This is a genomic window from Nocardia sp. CA-107356, from assembly GCF_050946365.1.
Classification (GTDB): domain Bacteria; phylum Actinomycetota; class Actinomycetes; order Mycobacteriales; family Mycobacteriaceae; genus Nocardia.
Genome location: NZ_CP191992.1, coordinates 3,381,648 through 3,398,435, shown reverse-complemented (window position 1 = coordinate 3,398,435; position 16,788 = coordinate 3,381,648). Strand labels below are relative to the sequence as shown.

The following is a 16,788-nucleotide window of genomic DNA, read 5'->3' as shown; positions in this document are numbered from 1 at the left end:
ATCTTCAGATGCAGTACCTGGTTTCCGTGATCGACGACAAGAGCAATCCCGGCAGCACGGACCGGCAGCCTGCCATCAGCGCGTTCAACGAACGACTGATCGCCGAGGGCTACTGGGTTTTCGCGGGCGGACTCGCGGACACCGACGCGGCCACGGTCATCGACAACCGGGGCGAGCAGGCGGTGTTCAGCGATGGGCCTTTCGTGGAGTCGAAGGAGTACCTCGCCGGCGTCTGGGTGTGGGAGGCCCCCGATCTGGATGCGGCGCTCGAGCTCGCCACCGAGGCGTCGAAGGTCTGCGATCGGAAGATCGAGGTGCGGCCGTTCCAGTGAGCGACGTCGAGGAGGCGATCACCTGGGCCCACCACTCGGAGTGGGCGCGGGTGGTGGCCGCCCTGACCAGGCGTTTCGGTGACCTCGATATCGCCGAGGAGGCCGCGGCCGAGGCGTTCGCGACCGCCGTCGAGCGGTGGCCGGCCGACGGCGTACCCCCCAACCCCGGCGCCTGGCTGACCACCACCGCCAACCGCAAGGCCATCGACCGGATCCGACGCGAGAACAAGCGCGACGACAAGCACAAGGAGGCTCAGATGATGTACGACGACGACCCACCCGAGCCCCTCGCCGCCATCGACGACGACCGGCTCCGGCTGATCTTCACCTGCTGCCACCCGGCGCTGGCGATGCAAGCCCGCGTGGCGCTGACACTGCGCATGCTCGGCGGTCTGACCGTGCCCGAGATCGCCCGCGCCTTCCTGGTGCGGGAGACCACCTTGGAGCAGCGGATCACCCGCGCGAAGGCCAAGATCAAGGCGGCTCGCATCCCCTATCGGGTGCCCGCCGCGCAGGATCTCCCAGCACGCGTCAGCGGCGTGCTGACCGTCCTGTTCCTGGTCTTCAACGAGGGCTACCTGGCGACCGGCCCCGACACCGATCCGGTGCGTCACGACCTGACCGCCGAGGCGATCCGGCTCACTCGCCTGGTCCGTGCGCTGCTGCCGGAGGACGGTGAGGTTGCCGGGCTACTGGCGCTGATGCTGCTCATCGAGGCCCGCCGCACCGCTCGGGTCTCGGCCAGCGGCGAACTGGTCACCCTCGACGAGCAGGACCGTGGGGCCTGGGACGCGACGCTGATCGCCGAGGGGCACCGGCTGGTGCGCGAGCGCCTCGCCGCTGCCGCCGCCGGCGTGGCTCCGGGCCGCTACCAGATCCTCGCCGCGATCAACGCCGTGCACACTTCCGCCCACGACGTACGCGACACCGACTGGTCGCAGGTCGCCGCCCTCTACGACCAACTGGTCCGCCTAGACCCCTCGCCGATGATCGCCCTCAACCAGGCCATCGCGGTCGCCGAGCTCGACGGACCGGAAGTGGCACTGGCCGCCGTCGACCGCCTCGAGGACAAGCTGACCGGCTATCACGGCTACCACGCCACCCGCGCCGACCTGCTGCGCAGGCTGGGCCGAAGTCAGCAGTCACGCGCGGCCTACGACAAAGCAATCGAGCTGGCGGGCAACACCGCTCAGACCGCCTACCTGACACGCCGCCGCGACCAACTGCGGTAGCGCCCACCGATCCCGATCGACACCCCGCGCGCAGCGGCGGCCAGCCCCAGCGCAACCAGACCGACCCAAAACCCACATGAGTCGTCAGCTTCTGACGGTCGGCACGGAATCGAGGCCGTAACCTGCGGTTTCGTGTCGACGATTCCATAGTTGCCGACGCTCGTCACGGACAGGCGTGGTCGGCGGTCGAACATCGAACCCGGCCACGTCCTGTCGGGACCAGCAGAAAGCGCTCGGTATGCGGCATTCTCATGTGTTCCTTTGGAGACGGGCGGTGACTGCCCGCCGCCGCAAGTATGGGTCGAGACTTGCAGATTGGATGAGTTCGGCTATCGGTTCTGTCGGTCCGCGTCGAGTAAGTCGGTGAGACGTCGAACCGCGAAGGAGACCAGCGGCTGGACCGGGATCAGTCGACATCGGGCGGCGCCGACCACGACCTCCTCGATGCCGGCTCGCTCCTCGAATTCGCGACCGATCACGGGGAAGTACCTCCCATTGTCGTTGCCCACGTCGAGCGTCTCGACCCACACCCGCTCGCCGGCGAGGTCCCGGGGGAAGCGACGCACCTTCAAGCGCGGGTTGGGTGTCAGTGTTTCGGCGTAGTGCAGGAAGGTGTTGCGGTCATGGCCAACCCCCACGAGGAGAATGTGGCCCCCCAGGTCGTATAGACGGCCGAACGGCGAGGTGCGACCGACCGCGAATCCGAGCGTCTGGCGGCGAACGATCTCCGCTGCCCGAGCGCCGATCGCGGCGACGGACGCCTGCGGATGCGAGCTACGCACGCTCCCGGGCAAGCAACGCAGTAGTTCGGGGACGGCGCCCATGCCGGTGGATGGTAGGCCAGGATGGAAAGTGGGCACGGCCGCGCGCCGTTCGATCACCGCGGAGTCGGGGACACCGGCGTGATCGAGGTTGGGATCGGCGACCTGCCAAGTGAAGGTGGGGGTGACGAGTGTTCCGGCCGGGCCGAGCGCGGAGCGCAGACATGCGATCACGGTGGCGGCTCCGCCGTCGACGCGGCCGATGCTGGACAGAGACGAGTGCATGATCACGGACATGCCCTCCCGTACCCCGGCCCTGCGCCATCCCTTCATCAGTTCAGTGTGGGTCAGCCCATTGGGTCGCGGCTGGGTCATTCGCATACTCGAAGCGCTCAGTCGTCAGGGCTTCGCCAGCGCCGCTCGGAGGAAGGCGACGATCTCCGCCTGAGCAGCCTCGGCCTGTGGTTCCACGCCCGGCAGGGTGAGGAAGGCATGTCTCGCTTCCGAGTACTCGGTGAGTTGCACGGAAGTCCCGGCCACACGCAGTCGCTCGGCGTAGCGGCGGCCATGGTCGGCGACCGCGTCCTGGGTGGGAACCACCACGAGTGCCGGGGCTAGCCCGCTCAGATCCGGCGCGTACAACGGCGATAGCACCCGGGCGTCGGTTCCAGACGGTACAGCGAGCCGCTGGAAGAGTCGCAATGCTGGAAGCGACAGGGTCGGGCTGGATGCGTACTCGTCGATCGAGGCGTAGTCGAACATCGTCTCGGTCACATCGAGCGCGGGGTTCACCAGTACCTGCGCTCTGAGTTCCACTCTGGCCTGCCTGGCCCGGATGGCCGTCAAGGCGGTGATCAGCGCGCCGCAACTCTCTCCGAAGACGGCAGTGCGCGCCGGATCGATGTCCCACCGCACCGCATGCCGCACCACGTGGTCGAGCACGTCCCAGCCGTCGGCGGCGGCGTTCGCGAGCGGGCCGCCCGGGGCGAGGAGGCGGTGCTCGACCGAGACGACGACGGCAGGCAGCCGGGCAGCGAGGTGGCTGTTGGTCCAATCGCACTGCCCTGCTGTGCCCACGAATCCGCCTCCGTGCACATGGATCACGAGCGGCAGGCCGGTGTGGGAGGCTTCGCCGACTTCCGTCAGCACCGGCCGGTACACCCGGACCGGTAGGTCGCGGCCGGGCAGCCTCACCTGCTGCCAGCGGACCGCGGCGCCGGGATCCGGTTCACCGAGAATCTCCCGCGCCGCGCTGGACATCCGCCAGCGATTTTCTGCGTCGCGGTAGGCGAGCAGTTCCTCGGTCGTTATCGCCGAGAAGTCCGGCTCCAATGGCCTTGTCGCAGTGCTGATCTCGCTCATGTCTCCTTCTCCCTGCCGGCGGGATGCCGGGCGTCATCGCGTTCAAACTCATTATGCACGCGGTGCGTGCAACAGCAAGTGCATAGACTAGGTTGGGACTAACGAAAGGGGCAAGATGACTGGCCGCAGGCGATGGGAGACCGAGGAGATCCTGGATACGGCGGCGGAGCTGCTGCGCACGAGCGACGCCGAGTCGTTCAGCGTTCGTAAGCTCGCCGCAGCGCTGGGTACCGATTCCTCCAGCCTGTACCGGCATTTCCGCAACAAGACCGAATTGCTGCGGGCGGTGGTGGACCGGATCATGCTGGCCGCCATGGACGACTACCGCCCCGAGGGCGACTGGAAGCAGCGCGTCATCGCCTTGGCCCTGCGCCTGCACGCGGCCTTCGGCGAGCAACCTCAACTCGCCGTGGTGTGGGGACGTTATGCGTCCAGCGGCAGCGGATCTCGTTTGTTCATGGAAGAGCTGCTACAAGCCCTCCGCGCGTCGGGCCTGCCCGACGAAGAGGTCCCGGTGCGATATCACCGCTTCGTGATCCTGCTCGCCGCGCTGATCTCCGCCGATGCCGGGATCGGTACCATCAACCCCGACGAATACGAACAGGGCATGGAGTTCTTCCGCGTCGCGGTACTCGGCGCCGACCCGGAGCGCTTTCCCGCCTTGGCCCACTTCGCCCGCGACATCCGCCCCCTGGGAGCAGACCGGCGCGCTGCGTTCGAGGAGATCCTCGCCGCCCAACTTGCCCACATCGAGGCCCAGATCCCCTGATGCCTCTCCTGAAGTCGAGCTCACCCCCCTCGCGAGTCCGCTCGCGGGGCCGGGCCGAAAACCCGACCCAGACCTGCGACGAAATCCGACTTCAGGTGGATGGTGCGCCGATCGGGCCGAATGACAGCGGGACTCGCACAGGCCGGGGAGATTTTCAGCCCCCGGTCGGCTCAGGCCACGTCATTGTGCTCATACCATGCGAAGGACCAGTTTGCCGCCGGGTCGGCCGGACAGGCTCAGTTCCGCCGCCGCGCGCCAGTCCTCCAGTGGGAAGGTTCGCGCGACCGGCACCGTGAACTTGCCCTCGGCCGCCAACCGTGCGTAGTCGCCCAGCACGGGGCCGAGGTCCTGGGGTGCGTTCTCGCTGAACTGGGTGCGCACGCCCAGTTCGTGGGCCGCGGTGAAGTCGCTGATGGTCAGCACGTCTGCCGGTTTGCCGACCGTGCGGATGACCTCGGGCAGGGAGTTGCTTTGTGGCGCCGTGTCGAGGGCGAGGTCGACTCGCCCACCGGCCAGCTCCAGGACCCGCTCGGCCATGCCCTCACCGTAAGCGGTGACCCGGGCGCCCCGTGCGCGCAATGCGTCGGCATAGGTCTTTCCGGCAGTGGCGATGACCCGGGCTCCGCGCTGGAGCGCCATCTGCACCGCGGCGTATCCGACGGTGGTTCCAGCGCCGTTCACAAGCACGGTGATATCGTCTGCCAGCTCGGGGACGCCGAGGCCGGCCAGGCCATGATGGGCTGTCTCGACCGCCATCGGCAGCGCGGCGGCGCTGATCGGATCGAGGCCCGGCGGACGGGGGAACCAGCTGTCCAGAACGGCGTAGTCGGACGCGCCAGCCATCGCCTCCCGGAACGGCGCGGGGCCGAGAACCGGCTCACCGACCGCGACGCCGGTCACGCCGGAGCCGATCGCATCGACGATGCCGGATACCTCGAGTCCGATACCGCGGGGAAGGGTTCCGGCGAACAGGCCGTTGCACAGTGCCCAGTCGGCAGGGTTCAGCCCGCACGCCTGCACGGCCACCCGGATCTGACCCGGGCCGGGGGTGGGAGTTTCGGCGTCGTCGAGCTGCACGACGTCCAGCGGGGATCCGTACTCGTGGAAGCGAAGGGTGCGCATGGTGTCTCCTCGATAGTGACAGCAGGTGCTGTCATCACTCACCGTAGCTGACGACAGCATCTGCCGTCACTATGCTTGGGGTCATGGCACGATGGGAAGGCAATACGCGCGGTCGCCTGGAACGGGCCGCGCTGGATCTGTTCACCGAACAGGGCTACGACCGCACGACGGTCGCGCAGATCGCCAAGCGCGCGGGCCTTACCGAGCGGTCCTTCTACCGCTGGTTCACCGACAAGCGCGAGGTGTTGTTCAGCGGCGGCGAGGAACTCGAGAAATGCTTCGTCGCCGCCATCGAAGCCGTCCCCGCGGGCGCGGACCCGCTGACCATGCTGATCGCAGCGTTCAGCAAGACGCCGGAGGTGATCCGCCCCCGCGAGTTCCTGCGGGAGCGATCCGCGGTGATCGACGCCAATCCGCCACTGCGGGAACGCGAACTGATCAAACTCGCCGATCTGTCGCAGGCCCTGACCTCTGCGCTGGAGCGCCGCGGCGTCGGGACTGAGGCAGCGCGGCTGGCCACCGACGCCGGTATGGCCATACTCGGCCAGGCCGGTCGGCGGTGGATGTCCGACGAGAACGCCGACCACACCCAACTCCTGGCCGACAGCGCCGCAGACCTGCTCGCTGTTCTCACCGCGAACGTGCCGGACGACGCCACGAACAGGTCGGGTCGACACAGTTGAGCCCCATCCCGGGATGGCGTGGGAGTCGGGCTCGATTCATGCGTTCCTCCCGGTCGGTGACACCTGCGTCCGGGCAGTTGCATCAAATCGCTTCCAGGACAACCGATACGCCCGACTATCCGCACATCGGCTTTACCGAGTGGTCGTGAGCGATCTCGCCAGCCGTGGCGTCAACCTTGTGACCACGAAGATCCCGCCAAGAGGTTGGCGCAAGACATCGCGTGCTGGATGCGAGCGATCCCGGTGTTCGCCGCGGTTCGTAACAACAGAGGATCAGCCGACGACTACGCAGGCGTTTCGGCTCCCCGCCAGTGGTGAGTCCGCCGCAGGTGGACGGGCATACGATGCGGATCGTTCACGCAGTGCGCCACAGGATATGCGTCGTCGAAGTATGCCTGACGGCTGCCTGCGGTCGGTCGAAGGAGCCGCTATGACCAGATACGCACATTTCGTCGGTAGCTTGCCCGAGGCCCTGATGACCAGTGATCGAGAAGTGTTGGAATGGTTCGCCGACCAGAGTGCCGGCTGGCCACTGACCGCAGTGCCGCGCGACCTCGATGCGGACTGGGTCGTCGCCTATCTGCGTGACCTCGAAGCACGCGACGCATTCCGCATCGTCCGCGCGGGCGACTACGCCGACTACGGCGATATGCGCAGCTATGGCGTCCGACCCGGCCACAACCTCGAACCACGCGATGTGGCGATGGGGCGCGTCGAGCGCATCGGTGCGATCGTCTCGGAGTTCGAGTCGCTGCAGCACAGCCGTCCGGAGCTGGCGGATAAGCGAGTTCAGATCAGCCAGCCCAACCCATTGGATCTGGCCCTGTTCGTTTTTGCCGGCGCGGCGGTCTCGCTCGGCCTACCTGTGGGGCCTGCGGTCCGCAACCTCGGTGTGGTCGTCACGGCTCTCCGGCATCTGCCCGTATTCATCGACGCCGTGCTGCAAGAGATGTCCGAGGTGACCGCTCGGTACGGCGATCGCGTTGTGTGGCAGGTGGAATCACCGATCGCAACCCTCGGTATGGTCAAGGCCGAGCAACTGCGGGCGCAGTGGTCACTGGGTCCGCTGCTGGCACGCCAGCTCAGCGGATTTCTCGTCCGTACCCACGAGATCGGCGCGACGACAACCCTGCACCTGTGCTACGGCGACTACGAGCACAAGAACCTGCTCACCCCCCGCGGCTTGACTCCGCCGGTGAACCTGCTCGGCCACCTTTCCCGGCTGCTGCGCAAACGCGGAGTGCCCCTGCCAGTCGTGCATATCCCCTGCGCCTACGGTGCCGATTCGGCATCGTTGGATCCAGCGTTCTACCGCCCGCTGCGGCGACTCGATCCCGGCTGGCAATTGATCGCCGGTGTCGTCTCTCCCGACGATGTCGACGACAGCATCCGCGCGCTGAGACTGTTCGAGCAGGCCTCGGGCCGTGCCGCACACGGGGTAGCCACCGCATGTGGGCTCGGCCGACGAACCGTCGACGACGCTCGGTCAGCGGCCACGGCCACGATCACCACGGCACGCGCTGACGTCGGCGCACCCGCCCGACCGCACGGTCGTGTCAGCTGATCCACACCGCCGTCTCGGTGCATGATCATGTAGGGCCCGTCGCCTGTCTCCTCTGTGAACCTTCTGGACTCGAATCTCGCCTACAACCCTGCCTACCACGGGTGCCCTCCGAAGTATCCGAACGAGACGAACACTCGGATCAGGATCGGTTGCCGGGACCCTACTTCAGCAAACCGCGGTAACCGTGAACGAGACGGACACCCGGTGATGGATTGGTTGAAGTGCGGGTTCACGCCGTCAGCGAATCACTCTCGCACGCACCGTACTGGTCTTGCCGGTGGCCAAGATGGTGGCATTCAACGCGGTGGCCGGAGCGCTCGGAGAGCGCAGACGCGAGTGGCCCGGCCTGACGGGACCGCGCGGTGCTGACCGCCTCGGCCGTGGGATTGGTTCATAGGCTACAGAATTGGCTACAGTCCTCGACCAAAGGAATGGCCCTGCACCAACGATATGCTGGTCATGGCCACTTTTCCTGGTAGGCCTAACGCTAATCAATCCGAGCCGTCATAGTCCGCGGAGGGATTCGATTGCGATCTTGAAGCGAGCGTCCGAACTACCAGGGGTCGACGCGGGTATCACGATGCCGTCGACGACGCCCGCGTAGCGCGCGGATATGAGTTCGGGCAGTGCGTCGTAGTCACCGCAGATGAGGAGGCTGTCGAGGATATCGTCGGTCAGGATGGTGTGGGCTTGCGCCCAGCGCTCAGTCTTCGCCATTGTTCTCAGACTGTCGAACAGATGCGATAATCCGAGCCGGTCGAGCGCGGGGCGATAGGACGGGGTCGAGTACAGGAATGCGAGCAGCCGACGCATCCGTTCCCGTTCGCGTTTCACCGCGGTCTGATCAGCGCCGGTGGCGATCGCGATCGCGGAGATGATCGGTGGTGACGGTCGTGAGCTTTCCATGGCGCCCGTCCGGAGCGCGGGGCGCACGATGTCCCGCAGGTAGTCGGGATCGGAGTTGGTGGAATGGGTGATCACACCGTCCGCTTCGCGCCCCGCGAGGCGGCACATCCGAGAGTTGACTGCACCGAGGAATATCGGCGGTGGTGGGGTCGTTTCGTCCGGACCGGGATTGAAATACGGCTGCATCCGGGTCAATCGGTAATAGTGGCCTTCGTGGTGGATTGATCCACCAGAGGCGAAGGCGGTGAACAACTCCCGGAGGATCCGCAGGTATTCGTCGAGTCGGGCAACGGGTTCGGACCAGGGCATCCCGAACCGGTCTTCGATGTTCTGCCGGATTTGGGTTCCGAGGCCCAGTTCGAAGCGGCCACCGGAGAATCTCGCCAGATCCCAGGCGTTGTAGGCCACCAGTGTGGGGCTGCGGACGAAGGCCAGCGTGATCGCCGTGCGCACGGTAAGCCGGGTGGTGTGTTCAGCCGCCAAGAGCGCGACGGCGAACGAGTCGTGGATCGTTTCGGGAATATGGATTCCGTCGAATCCCAGTTCTTCCATTCGTCGTACGACGGACGGGACGTCGGCCAGCGGTAGACGCGGGTCCAGGGCGGCATAGACCTTCATGGTCGGGACCTTTCTCGGCGTTGGTGGCTCAGTACTGGCGGTAACGGCGCTGGCAATGCTCTTGCCTGACGCGGATCTGTGCCCGTCGCTCTTCGGCCGTACAGGTTGGGTGTCGGCCGGAAGGTGATCGAGAAGATGTGTGGCGCTGACCTTTTCGGTGGTGATCCGCATTGAAGCCGTTCCGGGGCATTGAGGTCTTCCCGTCGTCATTCCGATCGCCGTGGATCACCGGACGGGTGCCTCACCCGACCTGACGAACGATCTCTATCCCGGTAACGAGCAGGAAGCCGGGCTTTCACGGTTTGTGTCAGGCCGGTTCTGCCTGCGGGACGATGGCGGGCAGCGCCTCGAGGCTGAACCGGACGGCCTCGGCGCCGTATTCGAACATCTGGTGCTCGTAGTCGCCGACCGCGGCGAGGAGGTCGCGGCCTCCGGTGAGGCAGCGGCGGAGCAGGTCGGCGTCGCGCAGGGCGGTGTTGGCGCCGTTGCCTCCGGTCGGTGAGGTGGCGTGGATGGCGTCGCCGAGCAGCGTGACCGGACCGGCCGCCCAGCGTTCGCCGGGCTCGACCACCCGGATGGAGAGCAGGGTGCTGTTGTCCGGATCGCCCTGTTCGATCAGCGCCCGCAGGTCCGGGTGCCAGCCCGGCATCCTGGACAGCACGGCCTCCTGTGGGGTCGCGGCGCCGAGCGAGCCGTTCGGCGGCAGGATCATGGCCCAGCGCACGTAGTCGCGGATATCGGGCAGGGTCACCTCGGGTGCCAGCGCCTCGGCCGCCTCCTTCGGCGGGGTACGGAAGCGCATCGCGCCGAGCAGCAGGCTCACCCCGTCTCCGGCGATCTTCGAACCGAACGCCCGAGACAGTCCGGCAAACTGCTCGGTCAGCGGTGTGCGGCCGATGACGAACCGGACCCCGGTGTCGGTCGGGGTGGTCTGCGGGGACAGCACCGATCGGACGGCGGAGCCGACGCCGTCGGCGCCGACGAGCAGGTCTGCCGTTACCGGGTCGCGGTCGGCGAACCGCGCTTCGACCTGGCCGTCCGCCAGCAGGTCGTAGCCGGTCAGCGCGGCCCCGGTGTGCACCGTCAGGCCGGTGAGCAGCAGGTTGCGGAGCACGTGCCGGTCGACCACGATCCCGGTCCGGGCGGGGCCGAGCTCACCGACCTGGTTGAGCTGCGGGTCCAGGATCAGCCGCTCGCCGTAGGCGTCGCCGACAATGGCGTCCAGCAGCGGGTGCCAGCGCTGCGGCAGGCAGCCGCGCAGCGCCTCGAAGCCCACCGGGTTCAGCACCAGCCGGTAGCCCTGGAACCGGGCGGTGATCGCCGGGTCCCGCTCGTACACCTCGGCCTCGATCCCGGCCCCGCGCAGGCCCTGTGCCAGACACAGGCCACCAAGACCGGCTCCGGCGACGGAAACTCGCATCACACACTCCAGACGAACTAAGTTCTACATTGACGAGCTAAGTTCTACTTGACGAACTAAGTTCGTGTCAAGCTATAGTGGCCGGCATGCCCGCCGATCCCCGACAACGCCGAGCGGCTCGTCACGCCCAGTCCACCGAGGACGTCGCGGCGTCCTCACCCCGCAAGGAGCCCATCACGGTCGCCCGGATCACCGATGCCGCGCTGGAGGTCGTCGCCACCGAGGGTTACGACGCGCTGACCATCCGCCGGGTCGCCGCAGTGCTCGGCACCGGGCCCTCGTCGCTGTACGCACACATCGTCAACAAGGACGACATCGACGATCTGCTGGTCGGCAGGCTCAGCGCCGAGATCGCGCTTCCCGAACCGGACCCGGCCACGTGGCGCAGGCAGCTCCTCGACGTGTTCACCCAGATCCGCGACCAGTACCTGAAATATCCCGGGGTCTCGCGCGCCGCACTGGCCATGGTCCCCACCAACCTCGAGGCGCTGCGGGTCAGGGAGGGGATGTTCGCGATTCTGCTCGCGGGCGGAATCGAACCGCGGACCGCCGCCTGGGTGCTGGACGCGCTGTCCCTCTACGTCAGCGCCTACGCCCTAGAGCAGTCGCTGGTCCAGAATCGGCGGAAACACCCGGATCAGGAGTGGGTCGTCAGCCGTGCGGAGCTGGTGCGCCGGTTCACCGCGCTGCCCGCCGACACGTTTCCGCAGACCCGGCGCTATGCCGCCGAGCTGACCTCCGGCACCGGTCCCGACCGGTTCGCGTTCACTCTCGGCCTGATCATGGACAACCTCAGCCCGTCACCCTGATGGGAGCTGCCGGGCCAGCCAGTAGGGCACGCTCAGCGCCTGTAGCCCCAGTAGGTGAGCACTTCGTCAGAGCCTGAACCCTCGAGTTCTGGTGTCAGACCGTGCCCCTGTCGGCGGCCGGGAGCGGACGACTTATGGGATGTCGTGCCCGCCAACATGATTGGCGCGAGCACTGGCCCATTAGGGCGCTGGGTCTCCCGCGGGCTGCTCACAATCGAACAACGGCAGATTCAGGAGCGTTGAGTGCTGTTCGTCGGAGACGACTGGGCGCAGGACCACCATGGTGTGGAGGTGCAGGACGAGCAAGGCCGCACGCCGAAGGCAGCCAGAGGGCCCGAGGGCATCGATGGCATGGCGCGTTTGTATGAGCTGATCGCCCGGTTCTTGCCGGAGGATTCCGATCCCGGGCAAGTGCTGGTGTGCATCGAGACCGATCACGGCCCGTGGGTTCGGGCGTTGGTCGCAGCCGGTAACCAGGTCTACGGGTCGAACCGTGGTCCCAGCTGGTTTCGAACCAGCGACCTTCCGCGTGTGAGGCGGACGCTCTCCCGCTGAGCTATGGGACCGAAGTTGGTGTTCGACCGGGGCCGGAGTGGCCGTTCGAACGAGATGGAACCTTAGCACGCACTACCGGCGTCCCACCAAATCGGCACCCGCAGGTGCCGGATTGCGCGGTTCGCCCCCGACCGTTCGGGCCCAAGCGCGCGAATTCCCAAGGTTCCCAGCGGGTCCGATGCTTCGACCGGGGTGGTCGTGCTGTCGATCCGTTCACTCCGACAGCGCGTCACATGTCCCGCAGCCGAGCGATCCAGATCATCGACCGCTCGACATGCCGAGATTCGCATCCCACTTGGTAATTCCGTACAGGCCAACGCCGAATAGACGACGACGCCTCCGCTGACCAGACATCCCGCGCATCGGGCGCCACATCCACCGTCTGTCATCACGGCAGCCAGAGCTTCACATAAGCGGGCAGGTACTGCACGGCCAGGACCCCACACCACAAGACCTCACGGGCGAATCGGGCGACTTCGCCTGAGGGCGCCCGGTCACCGGACCCGAACAACACGTATGTAATTCCAGTTCGGGCCGTTCTACCAGCGGATTTGTAGGTTGCGGCGAACGTCGGCTAATGTTCTGTCTCGCACCACGGAGGGCAGCAAGCCCGCCGGAGATGCAAATGCGGATGTAGCGCAGCTGGTAGCGCATCACCTTGCCAAGGTGAGGGTCGCGGGTTCGAATCCCGTCATCCGCTCGAGGAGTAGGGCCAGGCAGTATTCAAGCCTTCCCCCTTCGCACGGTGGAGTGGCCGAGTGGTGAGGCAACGGCCTGCAAAGCCGTGCACACGGGTTCGATTCCCGTCTCCACCTCGCGCGATTAGCTCAGCGGGAGAGCGCTTCCCTGACACGGAAGAGGTCACTGGTTCAATCCCAGTATCGCGCACCACCGTCTCTGCAGGTCAACCCCGGTTTTCACCGGGGTTTTCTTGTTTTCGTACCAGATTTGCGCCCAAGGTGGCGGCGTTGTCAACGAATTGTGCGATTGCCGCATGGCTGTGAGCCGCGGCAATTCTCGCCCCGGTTCGGGAGCGATGACGGAGGTCACTCCTGCGGGGGCGGTGGCCGATGGGGGTGTTGGGACTGGAGTCGATGGGCCGTGTCGACGACGCCTGTCAAGGGGCGGCCCTGGCTGATCATGAGCACTGTTCGGGCGAGTTCGGCGCAGGTGTCGTCGACGACTTTGCGGGCGCGGTCGCGTTGGGCGGTGATGGTCGCGTAGAGGAGGGCGGTGAGGGCGACCGAGCCGTTGAATGCCTGCAGGGTGATCATTTTCGTGGTGAGGTCGAGTCCGGCGAAGGCGGGCCAGTTGCGGGCGGCGGCGAAGATGGCGACGATTGATGCGATCAGCGCGCACGGTAGCGCCCCGGCGAGGTGGAACCGCATCGCGGCCCAGATCAGGAACGGGAAGACCAAGAAGAGCAGATTCGCCGACACCGCCGTGGCCGATACCGCGACGAGGAATGTCCCGACCGCAAGGACCGTAGCCTCGAGCACTCGTAACGGCTCGAGGACCTTCGGTCTTCGGGCTCGTGCGGCGACGAGGATGAGCGGTGCGATCAGCAGGACACCCATCGCATCACCGGTCCACCACACCGACCAGGTCCCCCAAAAACCGCGTGCGGGAACCGCACCGGCCACGACCAGTGTCACGCTGCCGACCGTCGCGCTGATCAACATCGCCGCGAGGGCACCGAGGAAGACCAGCTCGAGTGCGTCGCGGACAGTGTTGAAATCGCTGCGGAACCGGACCCGTTTGAGCAAGAGGTAGGCAACCACGGGGGCAGCGGTATTCCCGACGGCGATCATCAGGACGGCAGGCAGATTCGGCCCGATCAGGGCATTGACCGCTAACGCGCCGACGGTAATTCCCAGCCACGCACGCAACCCGAGCAAGAACAGACATGCCAGCGCAACGCCGGTCGGCGGCCACAGCGGCGTGACCTGGTCGCTGACCAAGGCCATGCGCAAACCTACCTCGGCGGCCAGAAAATACGCGACCGCCGCGACGATGATCCACAGCGCCGCGATGGCGTTACTGCGGAAACGGCCCACCTGGTCAGCTTAGAACCGATTTTCCGCGGGCGATCATCGAATATCGGCGGTGGCCGACACGGCGATGTAAACCTCGGCCGACACAGAAGAAGGCCCGGGCTTCTTGGTCAACGGTCAGGACCGCGCCCCATCGTGCCCTTCACACCGCTCATCGCCCGCACGGCCTCGTCCTTGAACTTCTCGGCTGCGTGCTCGATATCTCGACGCCGGTCGGCGTCCGACCGGCGGATGAGCCGGGTTGTCGGTGGGCCGGATTAGGCTTTGGCACACATGTCGAGTCGGGGTCAGGGGTGCAGGGTGACGGCTAGCGAGAGCACTGGGCCGGATCGGGCCGTCGACGAGGCGGATCCCGAACTGCTCGACGATATCGCGGGGGATGTGTCGTTCGAGCTCGAGGAGATCAATGAGCTGCTCGGCGAATTGATCGAGATGCGGGGGGATCGCAAGCGGCGGGATGCGGAGATCGTGGGGTTTCGGCTGGGGGTGAGCGGGGAGCCACCGGAGACGTTGGCGCGGATCGGGGCGCGCTACGACGTGTCGCGGGATCGGGTTCGGCAGCTGCACACCCGGGCAGTGGCGCAGATCCTGCGGGAGGCGCAGTTGAGTAGGCATCGGGCGGCGGAGGTATTCGCGGCACGGTATCCGGTCGGGACGCGGGATCAGCAGTTGGTACGGGCGTTGCTGGTGGAGACGTATGCGACCGACACCGACCTGGCCGCCAATGAACTGTCGTATCTGAAACTGCGGTTGGCGGGGCATGCGGGTGAGGATGCGAAGCGAGTCGCCGGATTCGTCATGCAGCGGATCATGGCCTGGCAGAAGAAGACAAATCGGCGATTGGCGAAGCTGCACAATGCGGAGCCATTGGCGACCGGCGAGGTGAACTCCTGGCTCGCACAGGTCGATTGGCCGGGCTCCGGGCAAGGCCCCGCTCCCCTGCCGATCGAATCGGCGCGCACCGTCGACGGGGATGACGAAGGGCGTGGGCGGTTCTACCTGAGCAAGGTCGGGCGCGATGTCGGATTCGACTCCGCGTTGGAGGCTCGGCTGCTACGGACGTTGAACGCGAGCGATCTGGTCGAAACCTTCCAGGAGCAGCCGAGAGCGGTCGCCTATGCGATAGACGGCGCGGAACGGATCTTCCACCCCAGCATCGCCGCTCGGCTGGCCGATGGCCGGGTCATCCTGATCGATGTCGAGCCGCTGGGACATGTTGGCTTCCATATCAATCGGATCAAGTCCACCGCGGGTCGCGCGCATGCGCATGCCAACGGATGGGGCTGGCTCGGGTGGACCGGCAGCCGGCTCGGCATCCCGGATCTGTTGCGGCGCAAGGTGAATGCGCAGGCCGAGAGCCGACTGTGGGAGCTGGTCGAGCGCGGACCGGTGTATTGGCCCGCGTTGCAACAGTTGCGCGGGGAGGTCGAGCTGGAACTGCTCGACCTCGTCGCACTGGTGCTACGCAACGAATGGCGTTGGGACCGTGCACCGTTCCGTTTGACCGGCGGTCGCTGACCACCTCAGCGCACGAACATCGCCCCCGCTACGAACGTGACGATCAGCATCATCGCGCAATAGGTTATCAGCTGCCAGTGGCCGATCGCCTTCTGCAGGCTGACGATATTGGCGCGCAGCGAGGTGTCGATGCGGTGATGATCGTCGAGCTTGCGCTTGACCTCGGCCAGTGAATCCGCACGTTCCTGCGCGGACTCCTCGGCGCGTTCCAGGCGGGTGGTGAGCTTCATGATCTGCTTCTGCTTGTCCCGCACGGTTTTTCGGGACACGGCCAGGGTGGTGCGTTGGTTGACCAACTCCTGGCGCTGCCGGGCGATAACAGCAGTCTGCGTTCTGGTGTGGTGTTCCCAGTCGGTCACGGTGGCCCATCCTCCTGTCATCACATCGCGGTAGCCCCACGCGATCTCGCCCCGCACCCAGCTGTGCAGAAAATCGCGCAGCTCGTATGGTTCGCGGCGTGGCATGACGACCGCGCTGGTCGAGGCGTCCAACATCCCCAAGTCGGTCCGGTAGTCGCAGGCGGGCGGCGCGAAGTCCACGATGCTCAGCGCGGGCAGGTGCGTAACCCAGTAGCCGGGCGGGCACAGCCACAGCACACCGTCACAGCCGGAGGAGCGCAGCCGAGCCGTATGGTGCTGCGCCGATTCACGATCCAGCGGTCCGGTGCGCACCTCGATGGCGAACTGCCGCTCCCCTGCCCGCCACAGCACATCCACCGGTATGTCACCGACGCGCCGGTCCACCTCGGCCATATCCGCCCCGTAGGCGGCGAGTCTGCCGCAGAGCCAATACTTGAGCCGCTGGATATCCCACTGCGCAGCGGCGCATTCCGGACATGTACAGCCGTATCCCGCCGCCGACCCACCGACCGCCGATCCGTCCGACGTCCGGGTGTCCGTGACGCGACTGTCCGCCAGCCCCAACTCGGCGAGCATCGCCCGACGCCCGCACGCCCGCTCGACGCGCTGCTTCGTTCTCACGCGACCACACCCCTGCCCAAACCACCGCAGATCAGCCGACCTACGCCATAGATCAAGAGTGCGCCAGCTTTCGCGCGCCCGCCAGCCCCCTATACCCCGCGCT

Annotated in this window: 14 protein-coding genes, 4 tRNA genes and 1 pseudogene; 11 read left to right on the top strand and 8 right to left on the bottom strand. The window is 66.5% G+C overall.

The genetic code is table 11. From position 1 onward, the window contains the following. Window positions 1-8 precede the first annotated feature (8 nt). Together ACQP1G_RS15200 and ACQP1G_RS15195 are read left to right on the top strand one after the other, a co-directional pair. Window positions 9-332 carry a YciI family protein gene (locus ACQP1G_RS15200; protein WP_433204032.1) on the top strand — a complete coding sequence of 108 codons (324 nt, stop codon included), beginning with the start codon at window positions 9-11 and terminating at the stop codon, window positions 330-332. Beyond that, complete coding sequence (locus ACQP1G_RS15195) at window positions 329-1,564, top strand: RNA polymerase sigma factor (RefSeq protein WP_433204029.1); 1,236 nt, start codon at window positions 329-331, stop codon at window positions 1,562-1,564. Before ACQP1G_RS15200 ends, ACQP1G_RS15195 begins: the two co-directional genes overlap by 4 nt. Before the next feature lie 329 nt (window positions 1,565-1,893). On the opposite strand, the gene ACQP1G_RS15190 is transcribed toward ACQP1G_RS15195, so the two are convergent. Together ACQP1G_RS15190 and ACQP1G_RS15185 are read right to left on the bottom strand one after the other, a co-directional pair. Next, complete coding sequence (locus ACQP1G_RS15190) at window positions 1,894-2,700, bottom strand: aminoglycoside N(3)-acetyltransferase (protein ID WP_433204026.1); 807 nt, start codon at window positions 2,698-2,700, stop codon at window positions 1,894-1,896. A gap of 24 nt (window positions 2,701-2,724) precedes the next feature. Then, on the bottom strand, window positions 2,725-3,687 hold the full coding sequence (locus ACQP1G_RS15185) for an alpha/beta hydrolase (RefSeq protein WP_433204023.1): 963 nt from the start codon (window positions 3,685-3,687) through the stop codon (window positions 2,725-2,727). A 115-nt stretch (window positions 3,688-3,802) separates the two neighbouring features. Here ACQP1G_RS15185 and ACQP1G_RS15180 point away from each other — a divergent pair, with 115 nt between their 5' ends. Next, window positions 3,803-4,456, top strand: a complete 654-nt coding sequence (locus tag ACQP1G_RS15180) for a TetR/AcrR family transcriptional regulator (RefSeq protein ID WP_433204020.1) — start codon at window positions 3,803-3,805, stop codon at window positions 4,454-4,456. A gap of 189 nt (window positions 4,457-4,645) precedes the next feature. On the opposite strand, the gene ACQP1G_RS15175 is transcribed toward ACQP1G_RS15180, so the two are convergent. Continuing rightward, window positions 4,646-5,578 (bottom strand): NADP-dependent oxidoreductase, encoded by a 933-nt coding sequence (locus tag ACQP1G_RS15175; RefSeq protein ID WP_433204017.1) that lies wholly within the window; start codon window positions 5,576-5,578, stop codon window positions 4,646-4,648. Window positions 5,579-5,661: 83 nt separating this feature from the next. Between ACQP1G_RS15175 and ACQP1G_RS15170 the strand changes: the two genes are divergently transcribed. Both ACQP1G_RS15170 and ACQP1G_RS15165 read left to right on the top strand, forming a co-directional pair. Beyond that, the gene (locus tag ACQP1G_RS15170) at window positions 5,662-6,261 is read left to right on the top strand and encodes a TetR/AcrR family transcriptional regulator (protein ID WP_433204014.1); all 600 of its coding nucleotides are present in this window, start codon (window positions 5,662-5,664) and stop codon (window positions 6,259-6,261) included. Window positions 6,262-6,691: 430 nt separating this feature from the next. Then, on the top strand, window positions 6,692-7,825 hold the full coding sequence (locus ACQP1G_RS15165) for a hypothetical protein (RefSeq protein ID WP_433204011.1): 1,134 nt from the start codon (window positions 6,692-6,694) through the stop codon (window positions 7,823-7,825). A gap of 504 nt (window positions 7,826-8,329) precedes the next feature. Here the strand turns inward: ACQP1G_RS15165 and ACQP1G_RS15160 are convergent. Both ACQP1G_RS15160 and ACQP1G_RS15155 read right to left on the bottom strand, forming a co-directional pair. Next, complete coding sequence (locus tag ACQP1G_RS15160; protein WP_433204008.1) at window positions 8,330-9,349, bottom strand: TIGR03617 family F420-dependent LLM class oxidoreductase; 1,020 nt, start codon at window positions 9,347-9,349, stop codon at window positions 8,330-8,332. Between the two features lie 307 nt (window positions 9,350-9,656). Next, window positions 9,657-10,769 (bottom strand): FAD-dependent oxidoreductase, encoded by a 1,113-nt coding sequence (locus ACQP1G_RS15155; protein WP_433204005.1) that lies wholly within the window; start codon window positions 10,767-10,769, stop codon window positions 9,657-9,659. An 86-nt stretch (window positions 10,770-10,855) separates the two neighbouring features. Between ACQP1G_RS15155 and ACQP1G_RS15150 the strand changes: the two genes are divergently transcribed. Further along, on the top strand, window positions 10,856-11,578 hold the full coding sequence (locus tag ACQP1G_RS15150) for a TetR/AcrR family transcriptional regulator (protein ID WP_433204002.1): 723 nt from the start codon (window positions 10,856-10,858) through the stop codon (window positions 11,576-11,578). A 243-nt stretch (window positions 11,579-11,821) separates the two neighbouring features. Beyond that, window positions 11,822-12,070 (top strand): annotated as a pseudogene (locus ACQP1G_RS15145) (IS110 family transposase); the annotation flags it as partial. A 2-nt stretch (window positions 12,071-12,072) separates the two neighbouring features. Here the strand turns inward: ACQP1G_RS15145 and ACQP1G_RS15140 are convergent. Then, a tRNA-Val gene (locus ACQP1G_RS15140) sits at window positions 12,073-12,144 on the bottom strand. 616 nt (window positions 12,145-12,760) lie between these two features. Here ACQP1G_RS15140 and ACQP1G_RS15135 point away from each other — a divergent pair. From ACQP1G_RS15135 to ACQP1G_RS15125, 3 genes are all read left to right on the top strand, one after another. Beyond that, window positions 12,761-12,833: transfer RNA gene (locus ACQP1G_RS15135), tRNA-Gly, on the top strand. Between the two features lie 44 nt (window positions 12,834-12,877). Continuing rightward, a tRNA-Cys gene (locus ACQP1G_RS15130) sits at window positions 12,878-12,948 on the top strand. 1 nt (window position 12,949) lies between these two features. Then, window positions 12,950-13,024, top strand: a tRNA-Val gene (locus ACQP1G_RS15125). 155 nt (window positions 13,025-13,179) lie between these two features. On the opposite strand, the gene ACQP1G_RS15120 is transcribed toward ACQP1G_RS15125, so the two are convergent. Further along, window positions 13,180-14,190 (bottom strand): MASE1 domain-containing protein, encoded by a 1,011-nt coding sequence (locus tag ACQP1G_RS15120; protein ID WP_433203999.1) that lies wholly within the window; start codon window positions 14,188-14,190, stop codon window positions 13,180-13,182. 297 nt (window positions 14,191-14,487) lie between these two features. Between ACQP1G_RS15120 and ACQP1G_RS15115 the strand changes: the two genes are divergently transcribed. Continuing rightward, window positions 14,488-15,705, top strand: coding sequence for a sigma factor-like helix-turn-helix DNA-binding protein (locus tag ACQP1G_RS15115; RefSeq protein WP_433203996.1), 1,218 nt, complete (start codon window positions 14,488-14,490; stop codon window positions 15,703-15,705). Window positions 15,706-15,710: 5 nt separating this feature from the next. Here the strand turns inward: ACQP1G_RS15115 and ACQP1G_RS15110 are convergent, their stop codons facing one another. After that, window positions 15,711-16,685: a hypothetical protein gene (locus ACQP1G_RS15110; RefSeq protein WP_433203993.1), complete on the bottom strand. Its 975-nt coding sequence runs from the start codon at window positions 16,683-16,685 to the stop codon at window positions 15,711-15,713. Window positions 16,686-16,788: the final 103 nt, after the last annotated feature.

Bases quoted from the DNA above. Each gene is read 5' to 3' on its own strand.
- ACQP1G_RS15200 (WP_433204032.1), top strand. From the start codon at position 9: ATGCAGTACCTGGTTTCCGTGATCGACGACAAGAGCAATCCCGGCAGC.
- ACQP1G_RS15190 (WP_433204026.1), bottom strand. From the start codon at position 2,700: ATGACCCAGCCGCGACCCAATGGGCTGACCCACACTGAACTGATGAAG.
- ACQP1G_RS15185 (WP_433204023.1), bottom strand. From the start codon at position 3,687: ATGAGCGAGATCAGCACTGCGACAAGGCCATTGGAGCCGGACTTCTCG.
- ACQP1G_RS15180 (WP_433204020.1), top strand. From the start codon at position 3,803: ATGACTGGCCGCAGGCGATGGGAGACCGAGGAGATCCTGGATACGGCG.
- ACQP1G_RS15175 (WP_433204017.1), bottom strand. From the start codon at position 5,578: ATGCGCACCCTTCGCTTCCACGAGTACGGATCCCCGCTGGACGTCGTG.
- ACQP1G_RS15170 (WP_433204014.1), top strand. From the start codon at position 5,662: ATGGCACGATGGGAAGGCAATACGCGCGGTCGCCTGGAACGGGCCGCG.
- ACQP1G_RS15165 (WP_433204011.1), top strand. From the start codon at position 6,692: ATGACCAGATACGCACATTTCGTCGGTAGCTTGCCCGAGGCCCTGATG.
- ACQP1G_RS15160 (WP_433204008.1), bottom strand. From the start codon at position 9,349: ATGAAGGTCTATGCCGCCCTGGACCCGCGTCTACCGCTGGCCGACGTC.
- ACQP1G_RS15155 (WP_433204005.1), bottom strand. From the start codon at position 10,769: ATGCGAGTTTCCGTCGCCGGAGCCGGTCTTGGTGGCCTGTGTCTGGCA.
- ACQP1G_RS15150 (WP_433204002.1), top strand. From the start codon at position 10,856: ATGCCCGCCGATCCCCGACAACGCCGAGCGGCTCGTCACGCCCAGTCC.